At 71.6% G+C, this 22,556-nt stretch carries 23 protein-coding genes; 14 read left to right on the forward strand and 9 right to left on the reverse strand.

The features are described from left to right. Window positions 1-444 precede the first annotated feature (444 nt). Window positions 445-2,301, reverse strand: a complete 1,857-nt coding sequence (locus GCN81_RS15195; RefSeq protein WP_156725145.1) for an ABC transporter ATP-binding protein — start codon at window positions 2,299-2,301, stop codon at window positions 445-447. Window positions 2,302-2,318: 17 nt separating this feature from the next. Beyond that, the gene (locus GCN81_RS15200) at window positions 2,319-4,049 is read right to left on the reverse strand and encodes an ABC transporter ATP-binding protein (protein ID WP_197287660.1); all 1,731 of its coding nucleotides are present in this window, start codon (window positions 4,047-4,049) and stop codon (window positions 2,319-2,321) included. Window positions 4,050-4,279: 230 nt separating this feature from the next. Between GCN81_RS15200 and GCN81_RS15205 the strand changes: the two genes are divergently transcribed. From GCN81_RS15205 to GCN81_RS15220, 4 genes are all read left to right on the forward strand, one after another. Beyond that, window positions 4,280-5,275 (forward strand): FecCD family ABC transporter permease, encoded by a 996-nt coding sequence (locus GCN81_RS15205; protein ID WP_156725146.1) that lies wholly within the window; start codon window positions 4,280-4,282, stop codon window positions 5,273-5,275. After that, on the forward strand, window positions 5,272-6,351 hold the full coding sequence (locus GCN81_RS15210; protein ID WP_231626739.1) for a FecCD family ABC transporter permease: 1,080 nt from the start codon (window positions 5,272-5,274) through the stop codon (window positions 6,349-6,351). Before GCN81_RS15205 ends, GCN81_RS15210 begins: the two co-directional genes overlap by 4 nt. A 26-nt stretch (window positions 6,352-6,377) precedes the next feature. Next, on the forward strand, window positions 6,378-6,626 hold the full coding sequence (locus GCN81_RS15215; protein WP_156725147.1) for a hypothetical protein: 249 nt from the start codon (window positions 6,378-6,380) through the stop codon (window positions 6,624-6,626). A gap of 114 nt (window positions 6,627-6,740) precedes the next feature. Then, on the forward strand, window positions 6,741-7,268 hold the full coding sequence (locus tag GCN81_RS15220; RefSeq protein ID WP_231626740.1) for a GNAT family N-acetyltransferase: 528 nt from the start codon (window positions 6,741-6,743) through the stop codon (window positions 7,266-7,268). Between the two features lie 147 nt (window positions 7,269-7,415). On the opposite strand, the gene argB is transcribed toward GCN81_RS15220, so the two are convergent. Genes argB through argC form a run of 3 tightly spaced genes read right to left on the reverse strand, consistent with a single transcriptional unit; the run spans window position 7,416 to window position 9,459 of the window. Next, window positions 7,416-8,261 carry an acetylglutamate kinase gene (gene argB, locus GCN81_RS15225; protein WP_267904588.1) on the reverse strand — a complete coding sequence of 282 codons (846 nt, stop codon included), beginning with the start codon at window positions 8,259-8,261 and terminating at the stop codon, window positions 7,416-7,418. Continuing rightward, on the reverse strand, window positions 8,258-8,416 hold the full coding sequence (locus GCN81_RS15230) for a hypothetical protein (protein ID WP_156725149.1): 159 nt from the start codon (window positions 8,414-8,416) through the stop codon (window positions 8,258-8,260). Before GCN81_RS15230 ends, argB begins: the two co-directional genes overlap by 4 nt. After that, on the reverse strand, window positions 8,413-9,459 hold the full coding sequence (gene argC, locus GCN81_RS15235) for an N-acetyl-gamma-glutamyl-phosphate reductase (protein ID WP_156725150.1): 1,047 nt from the start codon (window positions 9,457-9,459) through the stop codon (window positions 8,413-8,415). Before argC ends, GCN81_RS15230 begins: the two co-directional genes overlap by 4 nt. A gap of 174 nt (window positions 9,460-9,633) precedes the next feature. On the opposite strand from argC, the gene GCN81_RS15240 reads away from it, so the two are divergent. Next, window positions 9,634-10,038: a DUF4440 domain-containing protein gene (locus GCN81_RS15240; RefSeq protein WP_231626741.1), complete on the forward strand. Its 405-nt coding sequence runs from the start codon at window positions 9,634-9,636 to the stop codon at window positions 10,036-10,038. A 6-nt stretch (window positions 10,039-10,044) separates the two neighbouring features. Here the strand turns inward: GCN81_RS15240 and GCN81_RS15245 are convergent, their stop codons facing one another. Both GCN81_RS15245 and GCN81_RS15250 read right to left on the reverse strand, forming a co-directional pair. Continuing rightward, window positions 10,045-11,010, reverse strand: a complete 966-nt coding sequence (locus tag GCN81_RS15245) for a pirin family protein (protein WP_156725151.1) — start codon at window positions 11,008-11,010, stop codon at window positions 10,045-10,047. 10 nt (window positions 11,011-11,020) lie between these two features. Then, window positions 11,021-11,575, reverse strand: coding sequence for a dihydrofolate reductase family protein (locus GCN81_RS15250; protein WP_156725152.1), 555 nt, complete (start codon window positions 11,573-11,575; stop codon window positions 11,021-11,023). Between the two features lie 100 nt (window positions 11,576-11,675). Here GCN81_RS15250 and GCN81_RS15255 point away from each other — a divergent pair, with 100 nt between their 5' ends. From GCN81_RS15255 to GCN81_RS15265, 3 genes are read left to right on the forward strand one after another with little or no spacing between them, the layout of a single operon-like run. Next, on the forward strand, window positions 11,676-12,347 hold the full coding sequence (locus GCN81_RS15255; protein ID WP_156725153.1) for an ABC transporter permease: 672 nt from the start codon (window positions 11,676-11,678) through the stop codon (window positions 12,345-12,347). After that, window positions 12,344-13,018: an ABC transporter permease gene (locus GCN81_RS15260; RefSeq protein ID WP_156725154.1), complete on the forward strand. Its 675-nt coding sequence runs from the start codon at window positions 12,344-12,346 to the stop codon at window positions 13,016-13,018. The genes GCN81_RS15255 and GCN81_RS15260 overlap by 4 nt, the downstream gene beginning before the upstream one ends. Window positions 13,019-13,059: 41 nt before the next feature. Further along, complete coding sequence (locus GCN81_RS15265) at window positions 13,060-13,983, forward strand: ABC transporter substrate-binding protein (protein ID WP_156725229.1); 924 nt, start codon at window positions 13,060-13,062, stop codon at window positions 13,981-13,983. Window positions 13,984-14,013: 30 nt separating this feature from the next. Here GCN81_RS15265 and GCN81_RS15270 read toward each other — a convergent pair whose 3' ends face one another. Then, window positions 14,014-15,177, reverse strand: a complete 1,164-nt coding sequence (locus GCN81_RS15270; protein ID WP_156725155.1) for an ABC transporter ATP-binding protein — start codon at window positions 15,175-15,177, stop codon at window positions 14,014-14,016. A gap of 94 nt (window positions 15,178-15,271) precedes the next feature. On the opposite strand from GCN81_RS15270, the gene GCN81_RS15275 reads away from it, so the two are divergent. Both GCN81_RS15275 and GCN81_RS15280 read left to right on the forward strand, forming a co-directional pair. Then, complete coding sequence (locus GCN81_RS15275; RefSeq protein ID WP_156725156.1) at window positions 15,272-16,579, forward strand: alpha/beta fold hydrolase; 1,308 nt, start codon at window positions 15,272-15,274, stop codon at window positions 16,577-16,579. A gap of 68 nt (window positions 16,580-16,647) precedes the next feature. After that, entirely contained in the window at window positions 16,648-17,379 is a 732-nt protein-coding gene (locus GCN81_RS15280) for a PIG-L deacetylase family protein (protein ID WP_156725157.1), read from the forward strand. Here GCN81_RS15280 and GCN81_RS15285 read toward each other — a convergent pair. Next, window positions 17,369-18,343 carry an NAD(P)/FAD-dependent oxidoreductase gene (locus GCN81_RS15285; protein ID WP_156725158.1) on the reverse strand — a complete coding sequence of 325 codons (975 nt, stop codon included), beginning with the start codon at window positions 18,341-18,343 and terminating at the stop codon, window positions 17,369-17,371. The genes GCN81_RS15280 and GCN81_RS15285 overlap by 11 nt on opposite strands. A 79-nt stretch (window positions 18,344-18,422) precedes the next feature. On the opposite strand from GCN81_RS15285, the gene GCN81_RS15290 reads away from it, so the two are divergent. The 4 genes from GCN81_RS15290 (at window position 18,423) to GCN81_RS15305 (ending at window position 22,386) form a co-directional block, all read left to right on the forward strand. Continuing rightward, on the forward strand, window positions 18,423-19,028 hold the full coding sequence (locus tag GCN81_RS15290) for a helix-turn-helix domain-containing protein (RefSeq protein ID WP_156725159.1): 606 nt from the start codon (window positions 18,423-18,425) through the stop codon (window positions 19,026-19,028). A 90-nt stretch (window positions 19,029-19,118) separates the two neighbouring features. Next, window positions 19,119-20,087 carry an NADPH:quinone oxidoreductase family protein gene (locus GCN81_RS15295; protein ID WP_156725160.1) on the forward strand — a complete coding sequence of 323 codons (969 nt, stop codon included), beginning with the start codon at window positions 19,119-19,121 and terminating at the stop codon, window positions 20,085-20,087. Then, window positions 20,084-21,265 carry an acyl-CoA dehydrogenase family protein gene (locus GCN81_RS15300; protein ID WP_156725161.1) on the forward strand — a complete coding sequence of 394 codons (1,182 nt, stop codon included), beginning with the start codon at window positions 20,084-20,086 and terminating at the stop codon, window positions 21,263-21,265. Before GCN81_RS15295 ends, GCN81_RS15300 begins: the two co-directional genes overlap by 4 nt. Next, window positions 21,262-22,386 (forward strand): acyl-CoA dehydrogenase family protein, encoded by a 1,125-nt coding sequence (locus GCN81_RS15305; RefSeq protein WP_156725162.1) that lies wholly within the window; start codon window positions 21,262-21,264, stop codon window positions 22,384-22,386. The genes GCN81_RS15300 and GCN81_RS15305 overlap by 4 nt, the downstream gene beginning before the upstream one ends. Window positions 22,387-22,556 lie beyond the last annotated feature (170 nt).

The following is a 22,556-nucleotide window of genomic DNA, read 5'->3' on the forward strand; positions in this document are numbered from 1 at the left end:
ACAGTGCCCGGCTGCTTCGCAGCGGGCGGGCGCTGCTCCGACCCGGGGTGCGACGCGGACGCCCGTGCGCGCCCACCCTCGCCCCGGCTTCCTGAACCTCGGGTGGGAGGCGCCTGCTTCGCTCGGCGAGTCGAGGAGGTATGCCGAACGTCGAGTGGGCGTGGCAGGTGGGCCCCGGATCGTGGCGTAGCCGGGAGCGCTTCGTGGTTTCGCAGGTAGCGGTTGTGATCGCTGGGGTGCTCGGACGCCGAACGGCCTGTGCTGCCCTGACCGGCCGACGTGACGGCCCAGGGCGATCGGCTGTGTCGGCCGACTACGGTCCTGATGGCTACACCGTCGCGTGGGCATGGCCGAAGGCCCCCGGGGTGCGGGGGCCTTCGGTGGGGCGTGGAGAGGGTGTGCCAGGTGGCGGTGGGTGCCCGGTCGCGGTTGCGGAACAGGCCGTCAGGGGACCGCTGTTCGCGGGACCGGGATCGGGTCCGGGACCGGGGCGGGTGGCTCGGACAGTGCGGGGACTGGGACTGGGGTCGGGTGGTGGCGGGTGGCGGACCAGGCGGACCAGAGGGCCGCGTAGTGGCCGTCCGCCGCCACCAGGTCGTCGTGCGTGCCGGTCTCCACGACGCGGCCCTCGTCGAGGACGACGATCCGGTCCGCGGCCGCCGCCTGCGGCAGCCGGTGAGCGACCAGCAGCCCCGTACGCCCCTCCATCGCCCGCTCGGCCGCCGCCTCCAGCGTGCGCGCGCCCGCGCTGCCCGCGTCGGCCGTGGCCTCGTCCAGGATGGAGACCGGCGGGTCGGCCAGCACGAGGCGGGCCAGCGCGAGGTGCTGCGCCTGCGTCACCGTGAGCCGGTGCCCGCCCTCACCGACCACCGTGTCGATGCCCTCAGGCAGCGCGTCGGCCCAGGAGAGCGCGTCGACCTTGGCCAGCGCGGCGCGCAGTTCGTCGTCGGTGGCCGAGGGGCGGGCCAGTCGCAGGTCGTCGGCGAGCGGACCGGCGAAGACGTGCACCTCCTGGTTGATCAGTGCCACGGTCCGCCGCGTACCGGCCGGACCGAGCTCACCGGAGTCCACGCCACCGAGGGCGATCGTCCCCGATGACGGCTGGTGGATTCCGGCGATCAGCTTCGCCAGCGTGGTCTTCCCGGCCCCGCTCGCGCCGACCAGGGCGACCCGTTCCCCGCTGCGTACCTCCAGGTCGACATCGCTCAGCACGGGGTGCCCCGGCACGTACGCGTGACTCAGCGACGCGACCTTGACCGAGCCGTCCACCGGCTCGGCGGGCCGCTCGGGCTCGGCCTCCGGCGGCAGGTTCGACACACCGACCAGCCGCGCCAGGCTCGCCCCGGCGGACTGCGCCTCGTCGATCAGGAAGAGCGCGGCGTTGATGGGGTTGAACAGGCTGTGGAAGTACAGCGCCGCCGCCGTCGCCGTACCGATGCTCACCGCGTCGCGGTCGACCAGCACGAATCCGGTCGCCAGGACCGCCGCCAGGCCGACGAACTCGGCGAGGTTGAGCCGCGAGAAGAACCCCGTCACCAGCCGGATACCGCGCAGCGCGAGATCGACGGCGTCCTGCGACCGCTGCTCCAGCAGCTGCGCGTGACGCCCGTTCAGCCGGAACGCGCGCACCGTCCGCACGCCGCCCACACTGTCGAGAAGCTGGTGCTGCAACGCGCCGGTCGCCACCCGGTGGTTGGCGTACACGGGCACGGCGCGCGGCAGATACCACCGTACGGTGAAGACATGGATCGGCACGCTCAGCAGCACGGCGAGCAGGAAGCGCCAGTCCAGTACGGCGAGTCCGACCATCGTCAGGGCGATGGTGAGCAGTGAGCGGCTGAACTCCGGCAGCGCTTGGCGCACCGCCTTCGTCACCACCGTCACATCACCGGTCACCCGCGAGGTCAGATCGCCCGAACCAGCTTGCTCCACGCGTTCGAGCGGCAGCCGCAGCGCCCGCTCGATAAACCGTTCCCGCACGCTGGCGAGTACGGTCTCCCCGAGCCGGGCGACCAGCGAGCTGCCGATCGCGGTCGCGATGCCCCGGGCCACCGCCACGGCCAGCAACAGCACCATCGGCACCGTCAGCGCGCCGGTTCCGGCCTGCTCGACGACCAGGTCGACGATACGGCCGAGCAGCGGGGCGGTCAGCAGGCCGATGCCTGTCCCGATGACCAGCACGGTCACCGCGGCCACCGCGAGGAGGCGCTGGGGGCGCAGCAACGCACGGACCACCGCGAGGGTCTGGGCACCGGTGGCGATCGGCAGGAGTGCGCGCTCGGGTGGGCTGGCTGCGCTCATCGTCCGTCCTTCGTCGTTCATGTCAGTACCACCGAGCGGTACGCCTCGTCGGTGGCGACGAGGTCCGGATGGCAGCCGTCAGCGGTCACGGCCCCGCCGTCGAGCACCACCACCCGGTCGGTCACGGCGAGCAGCGCCGGGCTGGTGGTGACCAGCAGCGTGGTGCGGTCGCGGCGAAGTTCCTTCAGGCGGGCGGCGATCCGGGACTCGGTCACCGTGTCCACCGCGGTCGTCGGGTCGTGTACGACGAGCACGGGCTGGTCGGCGGCGAGCGCCCGGGCGAGCGCGACCCGCTGCCGCTGCCCGCCGGAGAGCGAACGCCCGCGCTCGGAGAGCGGGGTGTCCACGCCGTCCGGGAGCATACGGGCGACGTCATCGGCCGCCGACGCGGCGAGCGCGGGCCCGACGTCCACGGTCATGCCGTCTGTCGCGCCGTCAGCCGTGGCTCCCGTGGCGTCGATTCCGCCCCGTACGTTGTCGATCAGGCTGCTCTCGAACAGCGCCGCGTCATGGTGGGCGACCAGGATCGCGCGCCGGATGTCCGTGGGGTCGAGGTCGGCCAGCGGTGTGCCGTCGAGCTCGATCGCGCCCTGCTCGGGGTCGCGTTCGCGGCCCAGACAGAGCAGCAGGTCGGCCGCCACGGCCGGGTCGCTGGCGACCACGCCGACCGTACTTCCGGGCGCGATGTCGAGGTCGAGCCCGCGCAGCGCGCCATGCGTCACGCCGCGCAGCCGGAGTCCTCCGGCGACGGGGTCGGTCAGCGCGGCCGAGCCCGCCGTCACCGCGGGCGGCGAGGCCAGTACCTCGGCGATCCGCCCGGCCGATGCGCGGCCCTGGGCGAACTCGCCGTTGACGAAGGTGAGGAGCTGGAACGGTCCGAGCAGGAACTGGGCGAGCCCGACGGCCGCCACCAGCTCACCGACGGTGATCTCGCCACGCATCGCCAGATGCGCGCCGACCAGCCCGATGACGACGATGAAGATTCCGGTCAGGGCGAGGATCGCACCGTCGTGCCAGGCCCGGCTGTTGGCGGCGCGCAGCGCCGCCGCCAGCGAGTCCTGGCTGGTACGCCGGTACCGGTCCACCGCGGCGGGCTCGGCGCCGATGCCCTTGAGCACCCGCAGCCCGCCCACCAGGTCGGCGGCCACGCCCGACGCGTGCGCCGCCCGCTCCTGCTCCACACCGCTGCGTCGTTCGAGCGGCATGCTGATCCGGTGCCCGAGCCACAGCAGGGGCGGGATACCGAGCAGGACCAACAGCCCGAGCGGTACCGAGATCCGCAGCAGCACCACGGCGCTGATCGCCAGACCGGCGATCGCCGCGATCCCGAAGGGCAGTACGGCGGGGACCGAACCCACCCGCTTGGCATCGCCGGTCGCGATGGTGGTGAGGACGCCGGGCAGCCGGCCCGCGTCCGCTCCGCCCCGCGGGTCCAGTACGCGGGCGCCCAGGTCGAGCCGTATCCGGTGTGCGGCCTGTTCACCGGCCCGTTCGCTGATCCTGGCAGCCGTCCGGTAACAGGTGGACAGGACGAAGAACAGGGCGGCCAGCACCAGCGTCCAGCGCAGCAGCGCGCCGGATGAGCCGGTCGCCACGGCCTTGTCGATGACCACGCCGATGACGACGGGGACCATCGCCTCGCACCCTTGGTGCGCCATGCCGAGGAGCGAAGCGTTGACCACATGGCGCCGCTGCCCCTCGATCGCCCGTCGGAGGACATCGCCCCCCGTTGGTCCTCCTTCGAGCATGCGTACCTCCACAGAGATCATAAGTTAGGTAAGGCTACTCTAACTACTACCCGACCCGATTCTTGTAGCCGCCTGACCATTCAGTTAGCCTTGCCTAAGTAAATCTATTGGTGTGGTGCCGCGTTGTGCCGTCAGGTGGGGGGCAGTCCTTGGTTTCGGTCGACGCGGTGGCGAAACCCGGGAGCGATACCGGCGGCGTTCCGACGCCGCCGCCGCGACGCCGGGGGACCGTGACGGCGCTGCGTGGACTGGGGCTGCTCGTGGCCGTGGCCGCGCTGGTCGTCGTCTCGCTGCTGAGTGTGTGGGTGGGGACGCGCGGGATACCGTTCACCTCCACCTGGAACGTGCTGTGGGACAACGACGGCTCCAAGGCCGCCATCGTCATCCATGACTACCGCATCCCGCGGACCCTGCTCGGCCTGCTGGTCGGCGTGGCACTGGGGGTGTCAGGTGCGCTGATGCAGGCCCTGACGCGCAATCCGCTGGCCGATCCCGGTCTGCTCGGGGTGAACCTCGGCGCGTCGACCGGCGTCGTCGTCGCCATCGGCTTCCTCGGGGTGGGATCGGCTCTCGGCTATGTGTGGTTCGCCTTCGTCGGCGCGGCGCTCGCGTCGGTGGCCGTCTATGTGCTCGGCTCGGCCGGGCGCGCACCAGCCACACCGGAACGGCTGGTCATCGCGGGAGCCGCGCTGACCGCTGTCCTCTTCGCGTTCAACTCGGCGGTGCTGCTGCTCGATCCCGAGGCGTTCGACGCCTTCCGGTTCTGGACGGTGGGCACGCTCGGTGGCCGCGGCATGGACGTCGTCGTGGTGATCCTGCCGTTCGTCGCGGCGGGACTCGTGATCGCGCTCGCGCTGGCCAGGCCGTTGAACGCGCTGGCGCTGGGCGACCAGGTCGGGCAGGCGCTCGGCGTCCGGGTCGGCCGGACGAGGGTGCTGGGCGCGGTCGCGGTGATGCTGCTGTGCGGCGCGGCCACCGCGGCGGCGGGACCGATCGGGTTCGTCGGCCTCGCGGTTCCGCATATCGCCCGGTTCATGATCGGCCCCGACCAGCGGTGGGTCCTCGCGTACTCGATGCTGCTCGCGCCGATCCTCCTTCTCGGCGCGGACGTGCTGGGCCGGGTTGTCGGCAGCCCCGGCGAGATCCAGGTCGCCATCGTCACCGCCTTCTTGGGCGCGCCCCTGTTCATCGCCCTGTGCCGTCGCCGGAAGCTGGTCATGCTGTGAACGCCCTGAAAGCGGACGCGGAGGACGACGTCCGCACGGTCCGTGGACTTGTCGTACGGACCCGGGGCGGGTGGCTGTCGCTGCGCGTCCAGGGCAGGGCGCTGGCCGTGTCGGTGGCGCTGCTGGTCACGTTCCTCGTGGTCGTCGGAGTCACCCTGACCACCGGGGACTTCGAGCTGTCCATCGGCGAGGTGCTCCAGGCCCTGGCCGGGAACGGCTCGGGCGGCGCGGACTTCATCGTCAACACCGTGCGCCTGCCACGGCTGCTGACCGCGCTCTTCGTGGGCGCGGCGCTGGCGGTCAGCGGGGCGATTCTGCAGAGTCTGTCCGGCAACCCGCTGGGCAGCCCGGACATCATCGGCTTCACCAACGGCGCGGCGACCGGCGCCCTGTTGGTCATCATCGTGCTGCACGGCAGCATGACCCAGATCGCGCTCGGCGCGCTGGCGGGCGGGCTGGCCACCGCACTCGCGGTCTATCTGCTGGTGTTCACCGGTGGCCTGCACGGATTCAGGCTCGTCGTCGTCGGTATCGGCGTGAGCGCCCTGCTGCTCGCCGTCAACTCGTATCTGATCACCCGGGCCAGCCTGCAGGAGGCGCTGGAGGCGCAGACCTGGCTCATCGGCAGTCTGAACAGCCGCGGCTGGACCCAGGCGACCGGGGTGGGGATCGCCGTCGCGATCCTCCTCCCGCTCGCCTTCCGCTATGGCCGCAGGCTGTCGATGCTGGAGATGGGCTCCGACACCGCCCACGCGCTCGGTGTGAACGTGGAGCGCAGCCGGCTCATCCTGCTCGTCATCAGCGTGGCGCTGGCCTCGTTCGCCACGGCGGCGACGGGCCCGATCTGGTTCGTCGCGCTGGCCGCCCCGCAGCTCGCTCGCCGGCTGACCCGGTCGGCGGGTCCCGGGCTTGTCCCGGCGGCCCTGATGGGCGCCGTACTGCTGGCCGCGAGTGACCTCGCGGTGCAGCGGGTCTTCTCACCGGCGATCCTTCCGGTGGGCACGGCCACCGGCACCATCGGCGGCCTCTACCTCATCTGGCTGCTGGTCACCCAGGCGCGTAAGAGCCGCACATGACACACGGAATCCGAAGGGACGGCACGATGACGACGCGCGCTGACAGCATCGAGGCGTACGCGCACCTGTGGCAGGCCTCGTCGGGCCCGCACCGGTGGGTGCTGTGGACCACCGCCGAGGAGACGATGGTCTTCGACCGCGAGCTCAACTGCCCCGAGGACGTGGACGAACCGATCCTCGGCGAGGTCATGCGCAGGATGCGCGAGGTGGGCGTACCGGAGACCGGCGAGTACCCCGGGCGCTCCTGCGGACGGAGCTACGCCGACCGGCCGTGACCAGGTTTGGCATGTGACTTAGGTAAGGCTAACCTTAGTGGCGTCTGGTGCCCCTGGGTGCCACGGTGGCCGAGCCGCGCCCCCGTGAGCCGTGGGCCGATGGAAGGGAACCTCTTGATCACGGCCGCCCCACGCCTCGCCACACCGTCGTCACGCGCCGCCACCCTGCCTGCCCCGGTCACGGTACGGACCGCGCGCCGCGCGGATGCCGCCGCCCTGGCGGCCTTGTCCCGGCCGTTCGCGCGCTCGGGAGCGCTGCGTGAACGGTCCTTCTCCCGCTACGCGTTGGACGCGGCCGACTACCTGGTCGTGGACGGAGAGGACGGCACCCTCGACGGCTGCCTGGGGCTGCGCGTACACGCCGCCAACCCGGCCCGCGACGGCGGGCCCACGGGCGTTCTGTACAACTTCTGCGTCGCGCCACGCAGTCAGGGCCGTGGTGTGGGCGCGGGGCTGCTGCGCGTGGCGCTCGCGCAGGCGACCGCCCAGTCACTGCACGCCCTGTTCACCGCCACGACCGGCGGCGGCCGCCTCTTCCTCCGCTACGGATTCGCCCCCGCCGCTCCCGGCCTCGCACCGGCGGCCTGGGTGAACTCCCTTGACCCCCGGCGCGATTCACAGGTGCTGGCCCGCGCGCTCTGACCCAGGCTCGCCTCCCACACCGTGCTCAGCCCCGGCCAGGGCCAGCGGGGGAGTGCCGTACGTGTCCCTCATGACGGCGCGCCAACGGCTGGTCAGCGGCGGGCGGACCGGCCAGACCGCCAGACCGCCAGACCGCCGGACCGGCGGTCATACGGCGTCCTCTTCATCCGGCACCACGACCGTGCCCCGGGGCCCGTCACCGGTGAACACGCCGCGCAGCAGCGCGTGCGGCACCCGCCCGTCCAGTACATGCGCCATAGGCACGCCTGCCTGGGAGGCTCGCAGGCACCCCTCCATCTTGGGGAGCATCCCGCCCGCCAGCTCCGGCAGCAGCTTCTCCAGCTCGCGGGTGGTCAGCTGGCTGATCACCTCGGAGCTGTGCGGCCAGTTCGCGTACAGCCCCTCGACGTCGGTGAGGACCACCAGCTTCGCCGCGTCCAGTGCCACAGCCATCGCCGCCGCCGCGAGATCCGCGTTGACGTTGTAGACCTGCCCGTCCGCGCTCCGCGCCACGGGCGACACCACCGGGATACGGCCCTGATCCAGCAGCCCCTGTACGGCGCTCGGGTCCACCTCGACGATGTCGCCGACCAGCCCGATGTCCACGGGCTCGCCGTCCACCCACGCCGAGCGCCGTACGGCCGTCATGGTGTGCGCGTCCTCACCGGACATCCCCACCGCGAACGGCCCGTGGCGGTTCACGAGTCCCACCAGCTCCCGCTGGACCTGACCCGTCAACACCATCCGTACCACGTCCATGACTTCGGGCGTGGTGACCCGCATCCCCGCCTCGAAGCGGACCTCCAGATCGAGCCGCCCGAGCAGCGCGCTGATCTGCGGCCCACCGCCGTGCACCACGACCGGGCGCAGCCCCGCGTGCCACAGGTCCACCACATCCTGGGCGAACGCCCGCTTCAAGTCCTCGTCCACCATGGCGTTACCGCCGAACTTGATCACAACCGTCCGGCCCTGGAACTCCGCGAGCCCACTCACGAGCTGTACGCGCTGTTCTCGTGGACGTACTCCGCGGTGAGATCATTGGTCCAGCTCATCGCGGACGCGTCCAGGGCCGGGTCCAGATCGGGGGATTCCTTGACCCCGGCGGCCACGCCGCTCGCGAGGAATCCCTGTGCGGCGGTCACGCTCACGGAGCCACTCCGTTCGTGGGCAGGCCCAGGCCTTCCGGCAGGCCGAGGGCGATGTTCATGCTCTGCACCGCGCCGCCCGCGGTGCCCTTCGTCAGGTTGTCGATCGCGCTGACGGCGATCAGTCGGCCGGTCTGCTCGTCCACGGTCACCTGCACCTGGGTGCTGTTGGAGCCGAGTACGGCGGCGGTCGACGGCCACTGCCCGGCGGGCAGGAGCCGGACGAACGGTTCGTCGGCGTAGGCGACTTCGTACGCCGCCCGTACCGCCGCCTGTGCGCTGTCGGGATCACCCGCCGCTCCGTGGCGCAGGCGCGCCGAGCAGGTGGCGAGAATGCCCCGGGCCATCGGCGCCAGCGTCGGGGTGAACGACACGGCCACCCGCTCGCCCGCCACTCGCGACAGGTTCTGGGTCAGCTCCGGGGTGTGCCGGTGCCCGCCACCGACTCCGTACGGGCTCATCGCGCCCATCACCTCGGAGCCGAGCAGCCGTGGTGAGGCGGTACGGCCCGCCCCCGACGCCCCGCTCGCCGCGACGATCACGGCCTCCGGCTCCACCAGGCCAGCGGCGAACGCCGGGTACAGCGCCAGGGTCACCGCGGTGGGATAGCAGCCAGGCACGGCCACCCGGTTCGTCCCCTTCAACTCTTCCCGTACGCCGGGGAGTTCGGGCAGTCCGTAGGGCCAGGTGCCAGCATGGGGCGAACCGTAGAACCGCTCCCAGTCGGCCGGGTCGCGCAGCCGGAAGTCCGCGCCGCAGTCCACCACCAGCGTCTCGCCGCCCACCTGCTCGGCGAGTGCGGCCGACTGCCCATGCGGCAGGGCCAGAAACACCACGTCGTGCCCGCTGAGCGCGGCGGCCGAGGTCTCCACGAGCACCCGGTCCGCGAGCGCGGTCAGATGCGGCTGCACTTCGCCGAGCGGGCGGCCCGCGCTGCTGTGCGCGGCGAGCGCTCCGATCTCCACGCCGGGATGTGACATCAGCAGACGCAGAATCTCCCCTCCGGCATAGCCACTGGCTCCGGCCACCGCGATCCGTACCGTCATACTCTCCGTCTCTCTGCGCGCCCGAGCGATGCCCATGTGTACCTGCTGCGTAGCAAGCAGCAGTTAGCTTAGCCTAACCTAAGCTCTTTCGGGTCTTGCTCAAGCGGTGGCAGTAGGCGACGATCAGGCGCGCGGTGTGTTCCGGTGACGAGAGAGGTACTGGTGGAGGTACGTGTGTCCGACGACAAGGTCCAGCTGGACCAGCTGATGCGCACGTTCCTCGGCGCGTTCACCAACACCGACGGCAGTCAGCCAGACCTTGACGTGATCCGCGAGGTGTTCATTCCGCAGGGCATGATCATCAGCATCGCCGGGGACGATCACGTGATCTACGACCTCGACGGGTTTATCCAGCCCCGGAAGAAGATGCTCACTGATGGGACGCTGACGGAGTTCTCGGAGTGGGAGGTCGCGGAGCGGACCGAGATATCCGGGCCGATCGCGCACCGGTTCAGCGAATACCGCAAGTCCGGCCTCTACGACGGTGAGGCGTTCGCGGGCTCGGGGAAGAAGACCACCCAGTTCGTCCGGACACCGGCTGGCTGGCGGATGAGCTCGATGGCCTGGTACGACGTGTAGGGCAGGTCAGCGCACCCGGCCCCGGGGCTTCAGCGCCACCGGCGGCAGCGCGGGCGCGGGCAGCGGATCGCCGTCGTAACCGTGTACTTCGCCGAAGCGGGTGCCCTCCATCCAGTCCCTGCGGGCCTGTTCGACCTCCTCATGGGAACGCGCCACGAAGTTCCACCACATGACGAGTTCCTCCTCGAAGGGCTCGCCGCCGAGCAGCAGCACCGACGCGTCGGACGCGGCGCGCAGGGGGAGTTCGGAGCGGCCGCAGCCGAGGTAGAGCATCGAACCCGGCAGCACGGGGACGCCGTCGGCGTGTACCTCGCCCGACATGGACAGGACGGCGTACTCGAAGTCGCGTTCGAGAGGGAGGGTGGTCTCCGTCCCCCCGGCGAGGGTGAGGTCCGCGCCGACGATCGGGGTGTACGTCGTCCCCGGTGAGGTCGCTCCGTCAAGGGTGCCCAGGATGACCGTGGCGGTCAGGCCCGTGGCGGTGACGAGCGGCAGTTCGGGGTGGTGCTCGAACCTCGGGTCGGTGTGCCGGTGTGCCTCGGGCAGCGCCACCCACAGTTGCGCGCCGTGCAGAAAGCGCGCGTGGGACTTCGGGCTCTCCTCCGAATGGCTGATCGCCCGGCCCGAGGTCATCAGCCCCAACTCGCGGGGCCGTACCGTCTGCAGGCTGCCGGTGCTGTCGCGGTGCAGCACCTCGCCCTGGTGCAGCCAGCTCACGGTCTGCAGGCCCATATGCGGGTGCGGCGGCACCTGCATGCCAGGCTCGTCCGCGATGTCATCGGGACCGTAATGATCAACAAAAGCCCAGCCGCCGACCATGCGCCGGCCGAGGTTGGGCAGCAGTCGACGGACCTCGGTCGACTCGCCCAGCGTGACATGCCGCGGCGAGAGCAGTTCGCGTACCGGCTCCGCGACCACGAATCCGCGACCACCGCAGGCGGTGACCGTGGCCTGACGATCCAGATTGCTCATACCGCACAACCTAACCCCGCTCGTACCGGAGATACACCGTCCCGGAAGCGAAGGACCGCTGCTCGGTCAGACGCAACGAGAGCCGGTGCCCGACCGGGAAGTACGGCTTGCCACCGCCGAGCGCCACCGGCGCGACGAAGAGCCGGAACTCGTCGATCAGGTCGAGGAGCGAGGCCGCCAGCTCCGGGCCGCCGATGTCCAACGTGCCCTCGCTCTGCTCCTTGAGGCGGGCCACCTCGGCCACCGCGTCCTTCCGCCGCACCAGCCGGACGCCCTGCGGAACCCGGGTGAGCGTGTCGGAGAAGACAATCCGAGGCGTGTCCAGGTAGATACGGGCGAACTCCGCCTCGACGTCGGGCAGACCCTCCTGGCGCGCGGCCGTGGACCAGGGCTCCTCCATCATCTCGTACAGCCGCCGCCCGAACAGGAACGCCGAGGTATCCCGCGCGCGCTCGTTGTGCACCCGGTGCACTTCGTCGTCCGGCGCGGAGAAGTCGATGCTGCCGTCCGGGTCTTCGATGTAGCCGTCCAGCGACACCGTCATGGAGTAGAGGATTCTGCCCATGCTGACTCCCTAGGTGGTCCCTGAGACGAGTACCTCACGCGTTTCCCCGTACGGGCCAGCACAACGCGCCCGACCGTGTCCGGCGCGCTGCAATGGACGGGTGACCGCGCCACCGGACGACTGCCTCGCGCGTAACGAGTGGATCTGCGGCGAGTATCTGAGCACCCGCCGGGAGATCCTGGCCGACGCGGTCTGGCAGCATGTTCAGCTGACGACGCTCTCCGTGCTGATCGCGCTGCTGCTCGCGGTGCCGCTGGCCCTGCTCGCCCGCCGCTGGTCCCCGGCCGCGGGGCCGGTGCTCGTGCTCACCACGGTGCTCTACACGATCCCGTCACTGGCGATGTTCTCGCTGCTGCTGCCGGTGTACGGCCTCTCCGCGTCCCTGGTCGTCGCGGGCCTCGTGCTCTACTCCCTCACCCTGCTCGTGCGGAACATCCTCGCCGGGCTGCGCTCCGTACCCGAAGAGACCCGGCGGGCGGCTCGCGGCATGGGCTACGGCCCGGTCAGGCTGCTGCTCGCCGTGGAACTCCCGCTCGCCCTGCCCGCCGCGATGGCCGGTCTGCGGATCGCCACCGTATCGGCCGTCTCGCTCCTCACGATCGGCGCGATCGTCGGATACGGCGGCCTCGGCAACCTCATCTACGCGGGCATGAACACCTACTTCAAGGCCCAGGTGCTCACCGCGTCCGTCCTGTGCGTGGTCATCGCCGTCGCCGCCGACCTGCTGCTCCTCGGCGTCCAGCGGCTCCTCACCCCCTGGCAGCGCGCATGACGACACTCACCGACGCCTGGGGCTGGCTCACCGACAGCACCCACTGGACCGGTCCCGACGGCGTCGGCCAGCGCCTCCTGGAGCATCTCGTCCTCACCGTCGTCTGCCTCGTCCTGAGCTGTCTGATCGCCCTGCCCATCGCGCTGGTCCTTGGCCACCTGGGCAAGGGCGGCGCGCTCGCCGTCAACCTCTCCAACGTGGGCCGCGCCGTCCCCACCTTCGCGGTACTCGTCCTGCTGCTGCTCACGCCGCTCGGCGAGATCGGCGAGGGCCCGACCGTGGTCGCGCTCGTGCTCTTCGCCGTGCCCCCACTGCTCACCAACGCCTACGTCGGGATGCGCGGCGTCGACCGTGGTGTCGTCCAGGCCGCGCGCGGCATGGGCATGACCGGGCGGCAGATGCTGTGGCGGGTCGAACTGCCGCTCGCCCTGCCGATGGTCCTGGGCGGCGTGCGCATCGCGGCCGTCCAGCTGGTGGCCACCGCCACCATCGCCGCGCTCGCGGGCGGCGGCGGTCTCGGCCGCATCATCACGGCGGGCTTCAACCGCGCCTCGACCCCGCAGGTCGTGGCGGGCGCGGTGCTGGTCGCCGCCTTCGCGCTGCTGGTGGAGGGGCTGTTCGAGGTCGTGGAGCGGGCGCCCGGGTGGGCACGGGGGAGGGCTGCCGCATGAGCGGCCGCACGGGCGTCCGTAAGCGGTGGTGGCGTACGGGGATGGGCTCGCTGCTCGTCCTGCTGCTGCTCACCGGGTGCGCTACCGGGCCCGCACTGGAGAACCAGGGCGCGGTCACCGCCGAACCCGGCGACAGCCGTCAGCTGACCGTGGGGTCCGCCGGATTCACCGAGAGCGACCTGCTGGCCCAGATGTACGCGCGGCTGCTGCGCGAGGCCGGGTACCGGACGGAGATGCTGTCGGTCGCCAACCGGGAACTGTACGAACCGGCCCTGGAGAGCGGCCAGATCGACGTCGTACCCGAGTACGCGGCCACCTTCGCCGACTGGCTCAACGCCAAGACCAACGGCGCCGACGCACCCCCGGTCGGCTCACCTGACCTGAACGACACGATGACCGCCCTGCGCGCCCTCGCCGCACCGCGCGGGCTGACCGTGCTGGACCCGGGGCGAGCCGTCGATCAGAACGCCTTCGCGGTCACCGCCGCCTACGCCAAGCGGCACCGGCTCAGCACCCTCACCGACCTCGGCCGGTCAGGACTGAAGGTGCGGCTCGCGGCGGGCGACGAGTGCGTCGAGCGCCCGTACTGCAAACCGGGCCTGGAGAAGGTCTACGGCATCCACATCACCGGGATCGACCCGAAGGGCGTCGGCACCACCCAGGCGAAACAGGCCGTCCAGAGCGGCCGGGACCAGATGGTGCTCACCACGTCCACGGACGCGACGCTCGACGCGTTCGGCCTGGTGCTCCTCGAGGACGACAAGAAGTTGCAGAACGCCGACTACGTGGTGCCCGTCGTCAACCGCGCCCGGGCTGGCAGCGAGGCCGTCACGAAGGTGCTCGGCAAGCTCAACTCCGTACTGACCACCGAGGATCTGGCGGCCATGAACCGGGAGGTGGACAGCTGGCGGCGGCTGCCTGCGGATGTGGCCGACGCGTACCTGGAAGACAAGGGCCTGATCTAGGGCCCCGATCTAGAGGGAGGGGAGACATCCTTAGGCGTCCGCCACCGAGTCGAACACGACCTGCTCGCGCGCCACCCCCCGCGCGTCCGCGTCCACCGACCGCCGCAGCGCCTCGTGCAACTTCGCGGGCGTCAGCACCCCGAGAAAGCGCGCCCCGTCGAGCACGGCCACCCACCCCGCGTCGTGCTGGAGCATCACCCCGAACGCCTGCTTGAGCGGCGCCCCCACCGGCACCCAGGAGTTCATCCGGTGCGCCAGCTCCCCGACCGTGCCGTGCTCTGTGGCGAGTGCCAGCTCGTCGACCCCGGCCCAGCCGTGGAGTGCGCCGTCCTCGTCCAGGACGACGGCCCACCGTGCCGTCTGTTCGCGCAGCCGCGCCGCGGCCCGCCGGGCGCCCTCGTCGATCCGGGCGACCGGTGGCTGCTCCAGGTCGGCGGGCTCGATCGCGGTGACCGAGAGCCGCTTCAGGCCGCGGTCGGCACCCACGAAGTCGGCCACATACGGGGTCGCGGGGTTGCCGAGCACCGCGCCCGGTGCCTCGAACTGCTCGATCCGGCCCTGCCCGTACACGGCGACCCGGTCGCCGAGCCGGACCGCCTCCTCGATGTCATGGGTGACCAGCAGCACCGTCTTACGCACCGTCGCCTGCATCTTGAGGAACTCCTCTTGCAACTGCTCGCGCACCACCGGGTCGACCGCGCCGAACGGTTCGTCCATCAGCAGTACGGGCGGATCGGCGGCCAGCGCACGCGCGACGCCGACGCGCTGGCGCTGGCCACCGGAGAGCTGGTGCGGGTAGCGGGTGCCATAGGTCGCCGGGTCCAGACCGACCAGGTCGAGCAGCTCCGCCGCGCGCGCCCTGGCCTTGGACCGCTTCCAGCCGAGCAGCGCGGGCACGGTCGCGGTGTTGTCGAGGATGGTGCGGTGGGGAAACAGCCCGACCTGCTGGATCACATAGCCGATGCGGCGGCGCAGCCGCACCGGGTCCACCTGGGCGATGTCCTCACCGGCCACGAAGATGCGGCCGCCGGTCGGCTCGATCAGCCGGTTGACCATCATCATCGTGGTCGTCTTACCGCAGCCCGAAGGCCCGACGAGCGTGACCACCTCGCCCCTGCCGACCTCGAACGAGAGGTCGTCCACGGCTGTCGTGCCGTTCGGATAGCGCTTGGTCACCTGCTCGAACCGGATCATCCCCTCACGCTAAGCGCGCACGCTGGCCACTGCCCCCGGAGCGCACTCCCGGTGTGATGAACTGAGCGCGGACCCGCACAGTTCAGGAGCAGCCTTGACCACATACCGCCAGCCCGGTGTCGTTCTCACCGACCGACACTTCTCCGTCCCTCTCGACCATGACGTGCCGGACGGCGAGACCATCGAGCTCTACGCCCGCGAGGTCGTCGCGAGCGACCGCGTGGACGACGCGCTGCCCTGGCTGGTGTACCTGGAGGGCGGCCCCGGCTGCGGGGCCCGCCGCTTCGTCGGGGGACAGGCCTGGCTCGGCCGCGCACTGCGCGACTACCGGGTACTCCTGCTCGACCAGCGCGGCACGGGCCGCTCCACCCCCGCCAACCGGCAGACGCTCACGCTGCGCGGCGGCCCGCGGGAGCAGGCGGACTACCTGGCCCGGTTCCGGGCCGACGCCATCGTCCGCGACTGTGAGTTCATCCGGCCCCAGCTCACCGGCGGCGCCCCCTGGGCCGTCCTGGGGCAGAGCTTCGGCGGATTCTGCGCCACCCACTACCTGTCGACCGCGCCCGAAGGCCTGAACACGGTCCTCGTCACGGGCGGCCTGCCCTCCCTGGACGCGCACGCGGACGACGTATACCGGGCCGCGTACCCACGTATCGAGCGCAAGGTGGCCGCGCACTACGCCCGCTACCCGCAGGACGTCGAGCGCGCCCGCCGGATCGCCGGGTACCTCGCCGAGCGGGACGGCGTGACGCTCAACGGCGGCTATCGGCTGACCGTCGAGGCGTTCCAGTCCCTCGGCATCCTGCTGGGCTCCGGCGAGGGCAGCCACCAGCTGCACTACCTCCTGGAGAACGCGTTCGTCCGCACCCCGCAGGGCGCCGCGCTCTCCGACGCCTTCCAGGAGCAGGCGCAGGCCGCGCTCTCGTACGCGACGCGCCCGCTGTACGCCGTTCTGCACGAGGCGATCTACGCTCAGGGCGGGCGGCAGCGGCCCACCAACTGGGCGGCGCAGCGCGTACGCGCCGAATTCCCGCAGTTCGACGCGGTCAAGACCCTCGACTCCGACGCGCCGCTGCTCTTCACCGGCGAGACTGTGCACCCGTGGGCCTTCGACTGCGATCCCGCGCTGCGCCCCCTGCGCGAGACCGCGGAACTCCTCGCCCAGCGCACCGACTGGACCCCGCTCTACGCTCCCGAGCGCCTCGCGGCCAACGAAGTGCCGGTCGCCGCGGCGATCTACCACGACGACATGTACGTCGACACGGCACACTCGCTGGACACCGCGCGCGCGATTCGCGGCCTGCGCACCTGGGTCACCGACGAGTACGAACACGACGGGGTACGGGCCAGCGGCCAGCGCGTGATCGGCCGTCTGCTGGCCCTGGTCAGGGACGAGTTGTGACCACGGGCCCGCTTCCCGAACCCCGAAACCCCGGAGCGTCCGCCGCCACCAGCGATTAACCTGCGGACATGACGGATCAGCTCACACCCATGCCCGACGACTGGCAGCGCGCCCTGGCGGTCGTCGCCCATCCTGACGACCTCGAGTACGGCTGCTCGGGCGCCATCGCCGGCTGGACGGACGGCGGCCGTGAGGTCGCCTATCTGCTGGCCACGCGCGGCGAGGCCGGAATCGACGGGCTGGAACCCGCCAAGTGCGCCCCGCTGCGCGAGCGGGAGCAGATCGCCAGTGCCGCCGAAGTCGGCGTCTCCACCGTGGAGTTCCTCGACCACCAGGACGGAGTGATCGAGTACGGGCTCGGGCTGCGCCGCGACATCGCGGCGGCCATCCGCAGGCACCGGCCCGAGTTGCTGATCACCCTCAATCACCGGGACACCTGGGGCGGTGTCGCCTGGAACACCCCCGACCATGTGGCGGTCGGCCGGGCGACGTTGGACGCCGCGGCCGACGCGGGCAACCGCTGGATCTTCCCCGAACTCGTCGAACAGGGCCTGGAGCCCTGGGACGGCGTGCGCTGGGTCGCCATCGCCGGGTCCTCGTCGCCCACGCACGCCGTGGACGCCACGGCCGGTTTCGAGCGCGCGGTGCGGTCGCTGCTCGCCCACCGCGCGTATATCGAGGCGCTCACGGACGAGGACCCGGAGACGTACGTACGCACGTTCCTGACCGGTACGGGGAAACGGGCGGCGGAACAGTTCCGCGGCGAGTTCGCCGTCACCTTCGAGGTCTTCAGCCGCTGACAGCCTGTCCGTCGGTACCGTCCGGGGCGCTCCGGTCGAGGTCGCTGAAGAGCAACTCGCCGTTGATGGCCGCCCCGGCGCGGTACCCCGCGCTCGCCGCGTTCACCACTTGCTCCATGGGCCCCGCCGCGTTGCCCACCGCCCAGACGCCGGGCACGCTGGTCAGCCCCGTCGGGTCGACGGCCGGATACGGGCCAAGCGGCGTGTCCTGGGTCTCGGCGCCGAGCGCGGTGAGCAGGGTATCGCGCGGTACGAGCCGGGGAGCGGCGAACATCGCCGTACGCGGGAACACCCGGCCGTCGGCCATCCGCACCCCGGTCAGCTGGTCATCCTCGACCACCAGGCCGCCGACCTCCCCCTCCACCACCGAGACCCCGGCCGCGGCGAGCCTGCGCCACTCCTGGTCCGGCAGCTCCCGCACGGTGTGCAGGAAGAGCGTGACGTCCTTGGACCACTGGGAGACCATCAGCGCCTGATGGGCGCCCATCACCGGCGAGGCGAGCACCCCGAGGGCCTCGTCCCGCACCTCCCAGCCGTGGCAGTACGGGCAGTGCAGCACATCGCGGCCCCAGCGCTCGGCGAAGCCCGGCAGACCGGGGAGTTCGTCGACCAGGCCGGTGGCCACCACGATCCGGCGGGCGTGCACTGACCGCCCGTCGTCGAGCGTGACCTCGAACTCGCCCTGAGAGCCTGTCTCACCGTCCGGCCGTACGGCCGTCACCCGGCCCTGGACGACCTCGCCTCCGTACGCCCGCACCTCCCGGCGGCCCTCGGCGAGGAACGCGCCGGGCGGCATTCCGTCCCGGGACAGGACGCCGTACATGTGCGCGGCCGGGGCGTTGCGCGGCTCGCCCGCGTCGACCACCAGCACGCTGCGCCGGGCGCGGCCGAGCACCAGGGCCGCGCTCAGCCCCGCCGTGCCGCCGCCGACCACCACTACTTCGTACGAACTCATGTGGGTCATGGAAACCACCTCCACCACGACCGTCCCGCCCAGCACCACCGATTGACAAACCTCTTTGCCGATTCTGCAAGATGGAGTCATGGATGAAACACGGCAGTCGGAAGAGATCGATGACGTGCTGCTCGGGGTCGGCCCCCGGCTGCGGCGGATCAGAAAGGAGCGCGGGGCGACCCTCGCCGGGCTGAGCGAGACGACCGGCATCTCGGTCAGCACCCTGTCCCGGCTGGAGTCCGGGCTGCGCAAGCCCAGCCTGGAACTGCTGCTGCCCATCGCCCGCGCCCACCAGGTCCCGCTCGACGAACTCGTCGGCGCACCCCCGGTCGACGATCCTCGGGTGCGCACCAAGCCGGTGGTCAGAAACGGCCGGACGATGCTGCCGCTGACCCGTCAGCCGGGCGGCCTCCAGGCGTACAAGGTGATCATCCCGGCCGGTGACACCGAGCCCGACCCGCGCACCCATGACGGCTACGAGTGGCTGTACGTCCTGTCCGGGCGGCTGCGCGTGGTGCTCGCTGAACATGACGTGGTGCTCACCCCTGGCGAGGCCGCCGAGTTCGACACCCGGCTGCCGCACTGGTTCGGCTCCACGGGTGAGGGCCCGGTGGAGTTCATGAGCCTCTTCGGGCCGCAGGGGGAGCGGATGCACGTACGGGCCCGGCCGTCGCGGAAGCGGAAAGCGGACTGACCAGACTGACCAGACGGTTCCCAGAAGGGCAAGCGACCGCTTAGTATGCGGCCAGCTCAGTGTTCTACGACCCCTCCGTGGAGGCCCCGCATGCAGGCATGGCGAGTGCACCAGAACGGCGAGCCGGGCGAGGTGATGCGGCTCGAAGAGACGGACCAGCCCACGCCGGGCGAGGGGCAGGTACTGCTCCGGGTGCGGGCCGCGAACATCAACTTCCCGGACGCGCTCCTGTGCCGCGGCCAGTACCAGGTACGGCCGCCGCTGCCGTTCACCCCGGGCGTCGAGATCTGCGGCGAGACCGAGGACGGCCGCCGGGTGATCACCAACCCCGTACTGCCCTACGGCGGCTTCGCCGAGTACGCCGTCGCCGACCAGGCGGCGCTGCTGCCCGCGCCCGAGTCCCTGGACGACGCCGAGGCCGCCGCGCTGCACATCGGCTACCAGACCGGCGTCTTCGGACTGCACCGCCGAGGGCAGCTCAAGGAGGGCGAGACCCTGCTGGTGCACGCCGCCGCGGGGGGCGTCGGCAGCGCGGCCGTCCAGCTCGGAAAAGCCGCGGGCGCGCGCGTCATCGGCGTGGTGGGCGGCGCCGACAAGGTGCGCGTCGCCGAGGAGCTGGGCTGCGACGTCGTCATCGACCGCCGCACGGACAACGTGGTGGGCGCCGTGAAGGACGCCACCGGCGGCCGGGGCGCGGACGTGATCTACGACCCGGTGGGCGGCGACGCGTACACCCAGTCCACCAAGTGCGTGGCCTTCGAGGGCCGCATCGTGGTCGTCGGCTTCGCGAGCGGCGTCATCCCAACGCCCGCCCTCAACCACGCCCTGGTCAAGAACTACACGGTACTCGGACTGCACTGGGGCCTGTACAACACCAAGGACCCCCAGGCCGTACGAGAGTGCCACGAGCGGCTCACCGAACTCGCCGCCAAGGGCGCCATCAAGCCGCTGATCAGCGAACGGGTACCGCTCACGGACGCGGCGGCCGCCGTCCAGCGGGTCGCCGACGGCACCACCACCGGCCGGGTCGCCGTAGTCCCCGAGGGAGTGACCGCATGACGGACGCCACCGCACTGCGCCGCAGGACCCAGGACCTGCTGCGCGCCCACCCTCCGGCCGACACCGACCGAGCGGACTTCCTGCGCGCCCGCTTCGACGCCGGGCTCGCCTGGGTGCACTACCCCGAAGGCCTCGGCGGCCTCGGCGCCCCGCGCGCCCTACAGGCCGTCGTCGACGCCGAGTTGGAGGCCGCGGGCGCGCCGGACAACGACCCGCGCCGGATCGGCATCGGCCTCGGCATGGCCGCGCCCACGGTCCTCGCGTACGGCACCGAGGAGCAGAAACGGCGCTGGCTGCGGCCGCTGTGGACCGGCGACGAGGTGTGGTGCCAGCTGTTCAGCGAGCCCGGCGCGGGCTCCGACCTGGCGGCGCTCGGCACCCGGGCCATCCGGGACGGCGACAGCTGGGTCGTCAACGGGCAGAAGGTGTGGACCTCCAGCGCGCACACCGCCCGCTGGGCCATCCTCATCGCCCGCACCGACCCCGACCTGCCCAAGCACCGCGGCATCAGCTACTTCGTCTGCGATATGACCGACCCCGGTGTCCAGGTCAGGCCGCTGCGCCAGATCACCGGCGAAGCCGAGTTCAACGAGGTGTTCCTCACCGACGTCCGGATCCCGGACACCCACCGCCTGGGCGACGTCGGCGACGGCTGGAAGGTCGCGCAGACGACCCTGATGAACGAGCGCGTCGCGATCGGCGGCATGCGGCTGCCGCGCGAGGGCGGCATGATCGCCCCGGTCGCCGAGACCTGGCGAAGCCGCCCCGAACTACGCACCCACGACCTGCACCAGCGCCTCCTTGGCCTGTGGGTCGAGGCCGAGGTGGCCCGGCTCACCGGCGAGCGGCTGCGCCAGCAGCTCGCCCAGGGCCAGCCAGGACCCGAGGGCTCCGGCATGAAGCTGACCTTCGCCCGCCTCAACCAGCAGATCAGCGGCCTGGAGGTGGAACTACTCGGCGATGAGGGGCTGTTGTACGACGACTGGACGATGCGCCGCCCCGAGATCGTCGACTTCACCGGCCGCGAGGCGGGCTACCGCTATCTGCGCTCCAAGGGCAACAGCATCGAAGGCGGGACCAGCGAGGTCCTGCTCAACATCGTCGCCGAGCGGGTCCTCGGCCTGCCGTCCGAGCCGCGCACCGACAAGGACATCGCCTGGAAGGACCTCGCCCGATGAGCACCCCCGCCCCCGCCGACCTCCTGTACTCGGAGACGGAGGACCAGCTGCGCACGGCGGTACGTTCGCTGCTCGCCGACCACTGCGCCGCGACCGCTGTCCTGGCCAGGATCGCGTCAGGCCACCCGCACGACACCGAGACCTGGAAGACCCTCGCGGGCGAGATGGGCCTCGCGGGGCTGCTCGTCCCCGAGCGGCTCGGCGGACAGGGCGCCTCGCACCGGGAGGCCGCCGTCGTCCTGGAGGAGCTGGGCCGCGCCGTGGCCCCCGTGCCCTATCTGACCAGCGCCGTCATCGCGACCGAAACGCTGCTCGGCTGCCCGGTGGACGCCCCCGAAGTGGCCGCGCCGCTGGAGGCGTTGGCGTCCGGCCGGACCATCGGCGCGGTCGCCGTGCCCTCGGCGACCGCGCCGGACGGTACGTACCCACGCGCACGCCGCGAGGGTGACGGGCGGCTGTACGGGCGGATCGCGGCGGTCGCCGACGCGGGCGCGGCCGATGTCCTGCTGGTCCCGGCGGATGACGGCCTGTACGCCGTCGCGACCGACCAGGACGGCGTCACCGTGCTGCCGCGGACCTCGCTCGACCTCACCCGGCCCGTCGCCGATGTCGTCCTGGACGGCGCCTTGGCCCCACAGGCTCTGACCACGGAAACGGCCGTGGCGGTACGCCGAGGGCTGCTCGCCGGTGCCGGACTGCTGGCGTCCGAGCAGCTGGGACTCGCCGACTGGTGCCTGACCGAGGCCGTCGCCCACACCCGCCAGCGGCACCAGTTCAACCGTCCCGTGGGCTCCTTCCAGGCACTCAAGCACCGGCTGGCCGAGCTGTGGCTGGCGGTCGCGGGCGTCCGCGCGGCGGCCCGCAACGCCGCCGACGCCCTGGCGACGGGCAGCGCGGAAGCCCCGCTGGCCGTGGCACTCGCCCAGTCCTACAGCGCCCCCGTGGCCGTACGCGCCGCCGAGGAGGCCCTCCAACTGCACGGGGGCATCGGCATGACCTGGGAACACCCTGTCCACCTCTACCTCAAGCGCGCCAAGTCCGACTCCATCGCTCTCGGCACCGCGGGCCGCCACCGCGAGAAATTGGCCGAACTGGTGAACCTCCGATTCGAGAACAGGTAATCCGGTCGTTTGTGACCCCGATCGAGTCTGCTCGACGTGTGCGCCGGGATCTTCCTGGTGCAGCGGGCCGGCGGCTGTGTGCTGGGCACGGACGGGCAGCCACTGCGTCTGGAGCGGTCCCTGCACCGGGGCGCCGTCTCCTTTGTCGCGGCGGGGACCGAAGACCTCGC

The sequence above is a fragment of the Streptomyces apocyni genome, assembly GCF_009739465.1.
In the GTDB taxonomy this organism is placed as follows: domain Bacteria; phylum Actinomycetota; class Actinomycetes; order Streptomycetales; family Streptomycetaceae; genus Streptomyces; species Streptomyces apocyni.

What these genes read in the sequence shown, in the direction of transcription:
- GCN81_RS15195 (WP_156725145.1), bottom strand. Translation starts at nt 2,301, where the DNA reads ATGAGCGCAGCCAGCCCACCCGAGCGCGCACTCCTGCCGATCGCCACC.
- GCN81_RS15200 (WP_197287660.1), bottom strand. Translation starts at nt 4,049, where the DNA reads ATGCTCGAAGGAGGACCAACGGGGGGCGATGTCCTCCGACGGGCGATC.
- GCN81_RS15215 (WP_156725147.1), top strand. Translation starts at nt 6,378, where the DNA reads ATGACGACGCGCGCTGACAGCATCGAGGCGTACGCGCACCTGTGGCAG.
- argC (WP_156725150.1), bottom strand. Translation starts at nt 9,459, where the DNA reads ATGACGGTACGGATCGCGGTGGCCGGAGCCAGTGGCTATGCCGGAGGG.
- GCN81_RS15245 (WP_156725151.1), bottom strand. Translation starts at nt 11,010, where the DNA reads ATGAGCAATCTGGATCGTCAGGCCACGGTCACCGCCTGCGGTGGTCGC.
- GCN81_RS15250 (WP_156725152.1), bottom strand. Translation starts at nt 11,575, where the DNA reads ATGGGCAGAATCCTCTACTCCATGACGGTGTCGCTGGACGGCTACATC.
- GCN81_RS15260 (WP_156725154.1), top strand. Translation starts at nt 12,344, where the DNA reads ATGACGACACTCACCGACGCCTGGGGCTGGCTCACCGACAGCACCCAC.
- GCN81_RS15265 (WP_156725229.1), top strand. Translation starts at nt 13,060, where the DNA reads ATGGGCTCGCTGCTCGTCCTGCTGCTGCTCACCGGGTGCGCTACCGGG.
- GCN81_RS15270 (WP_156725155.1), bottom strand. Translation starts at nt 15,177, where the DNA reads ATGATCCGGTTCGAGCAGGTGACCAAGCGCTATCCGAACGGCACGACA.
- GCN81_RS15280 (WP_156725157.1), top strand. Translation starts at nt 16,648, where the DNA reads ATGACGGATCAGCTCACACCCATGCCCGACGACTGGCAGCGCGCCCTG.
- GCN81_RS15285 (WP_156725158.1), bottom strand. Translation starts at nt 18,343, where the DNA reads ATGACCCACATGAGTTCGTACGAAGTAGTGGTGGTCGGCGGCGGCACG.
- GCN81_RS15290 (WP_156725159.1), top strand. Translation starts at nt 18,423, where the DNA reads ATGGATGAAACACGGCAGTCGGAAGAGATCGATGACGTGCTGCTCGGG.
- GCN81_RS15295 (WP_156725160.1), top strand. Translation starts at nt 19,119, where the DNA reads ATGCAGGCATGGCGAGTGCACCAGAACGGCGAGCCGGGCGAGGTGATG.
- GCN81_RS15300 (WP_156725161.1), top strand. Translation starts at nt 20,084, where the DNA reads ATGACGGACGCCACCGCACTGCGCCGCAGGACCCAGGACCTGCTGCGC.
- GCN81_RS15305 (WP_156725162.1), top strand. Translation starts at nt 21,262, where the DNA reads ATGAGCACCCCCGCCCCCGCCGACCTCCTGTACTCGGAGACGGAGGAC.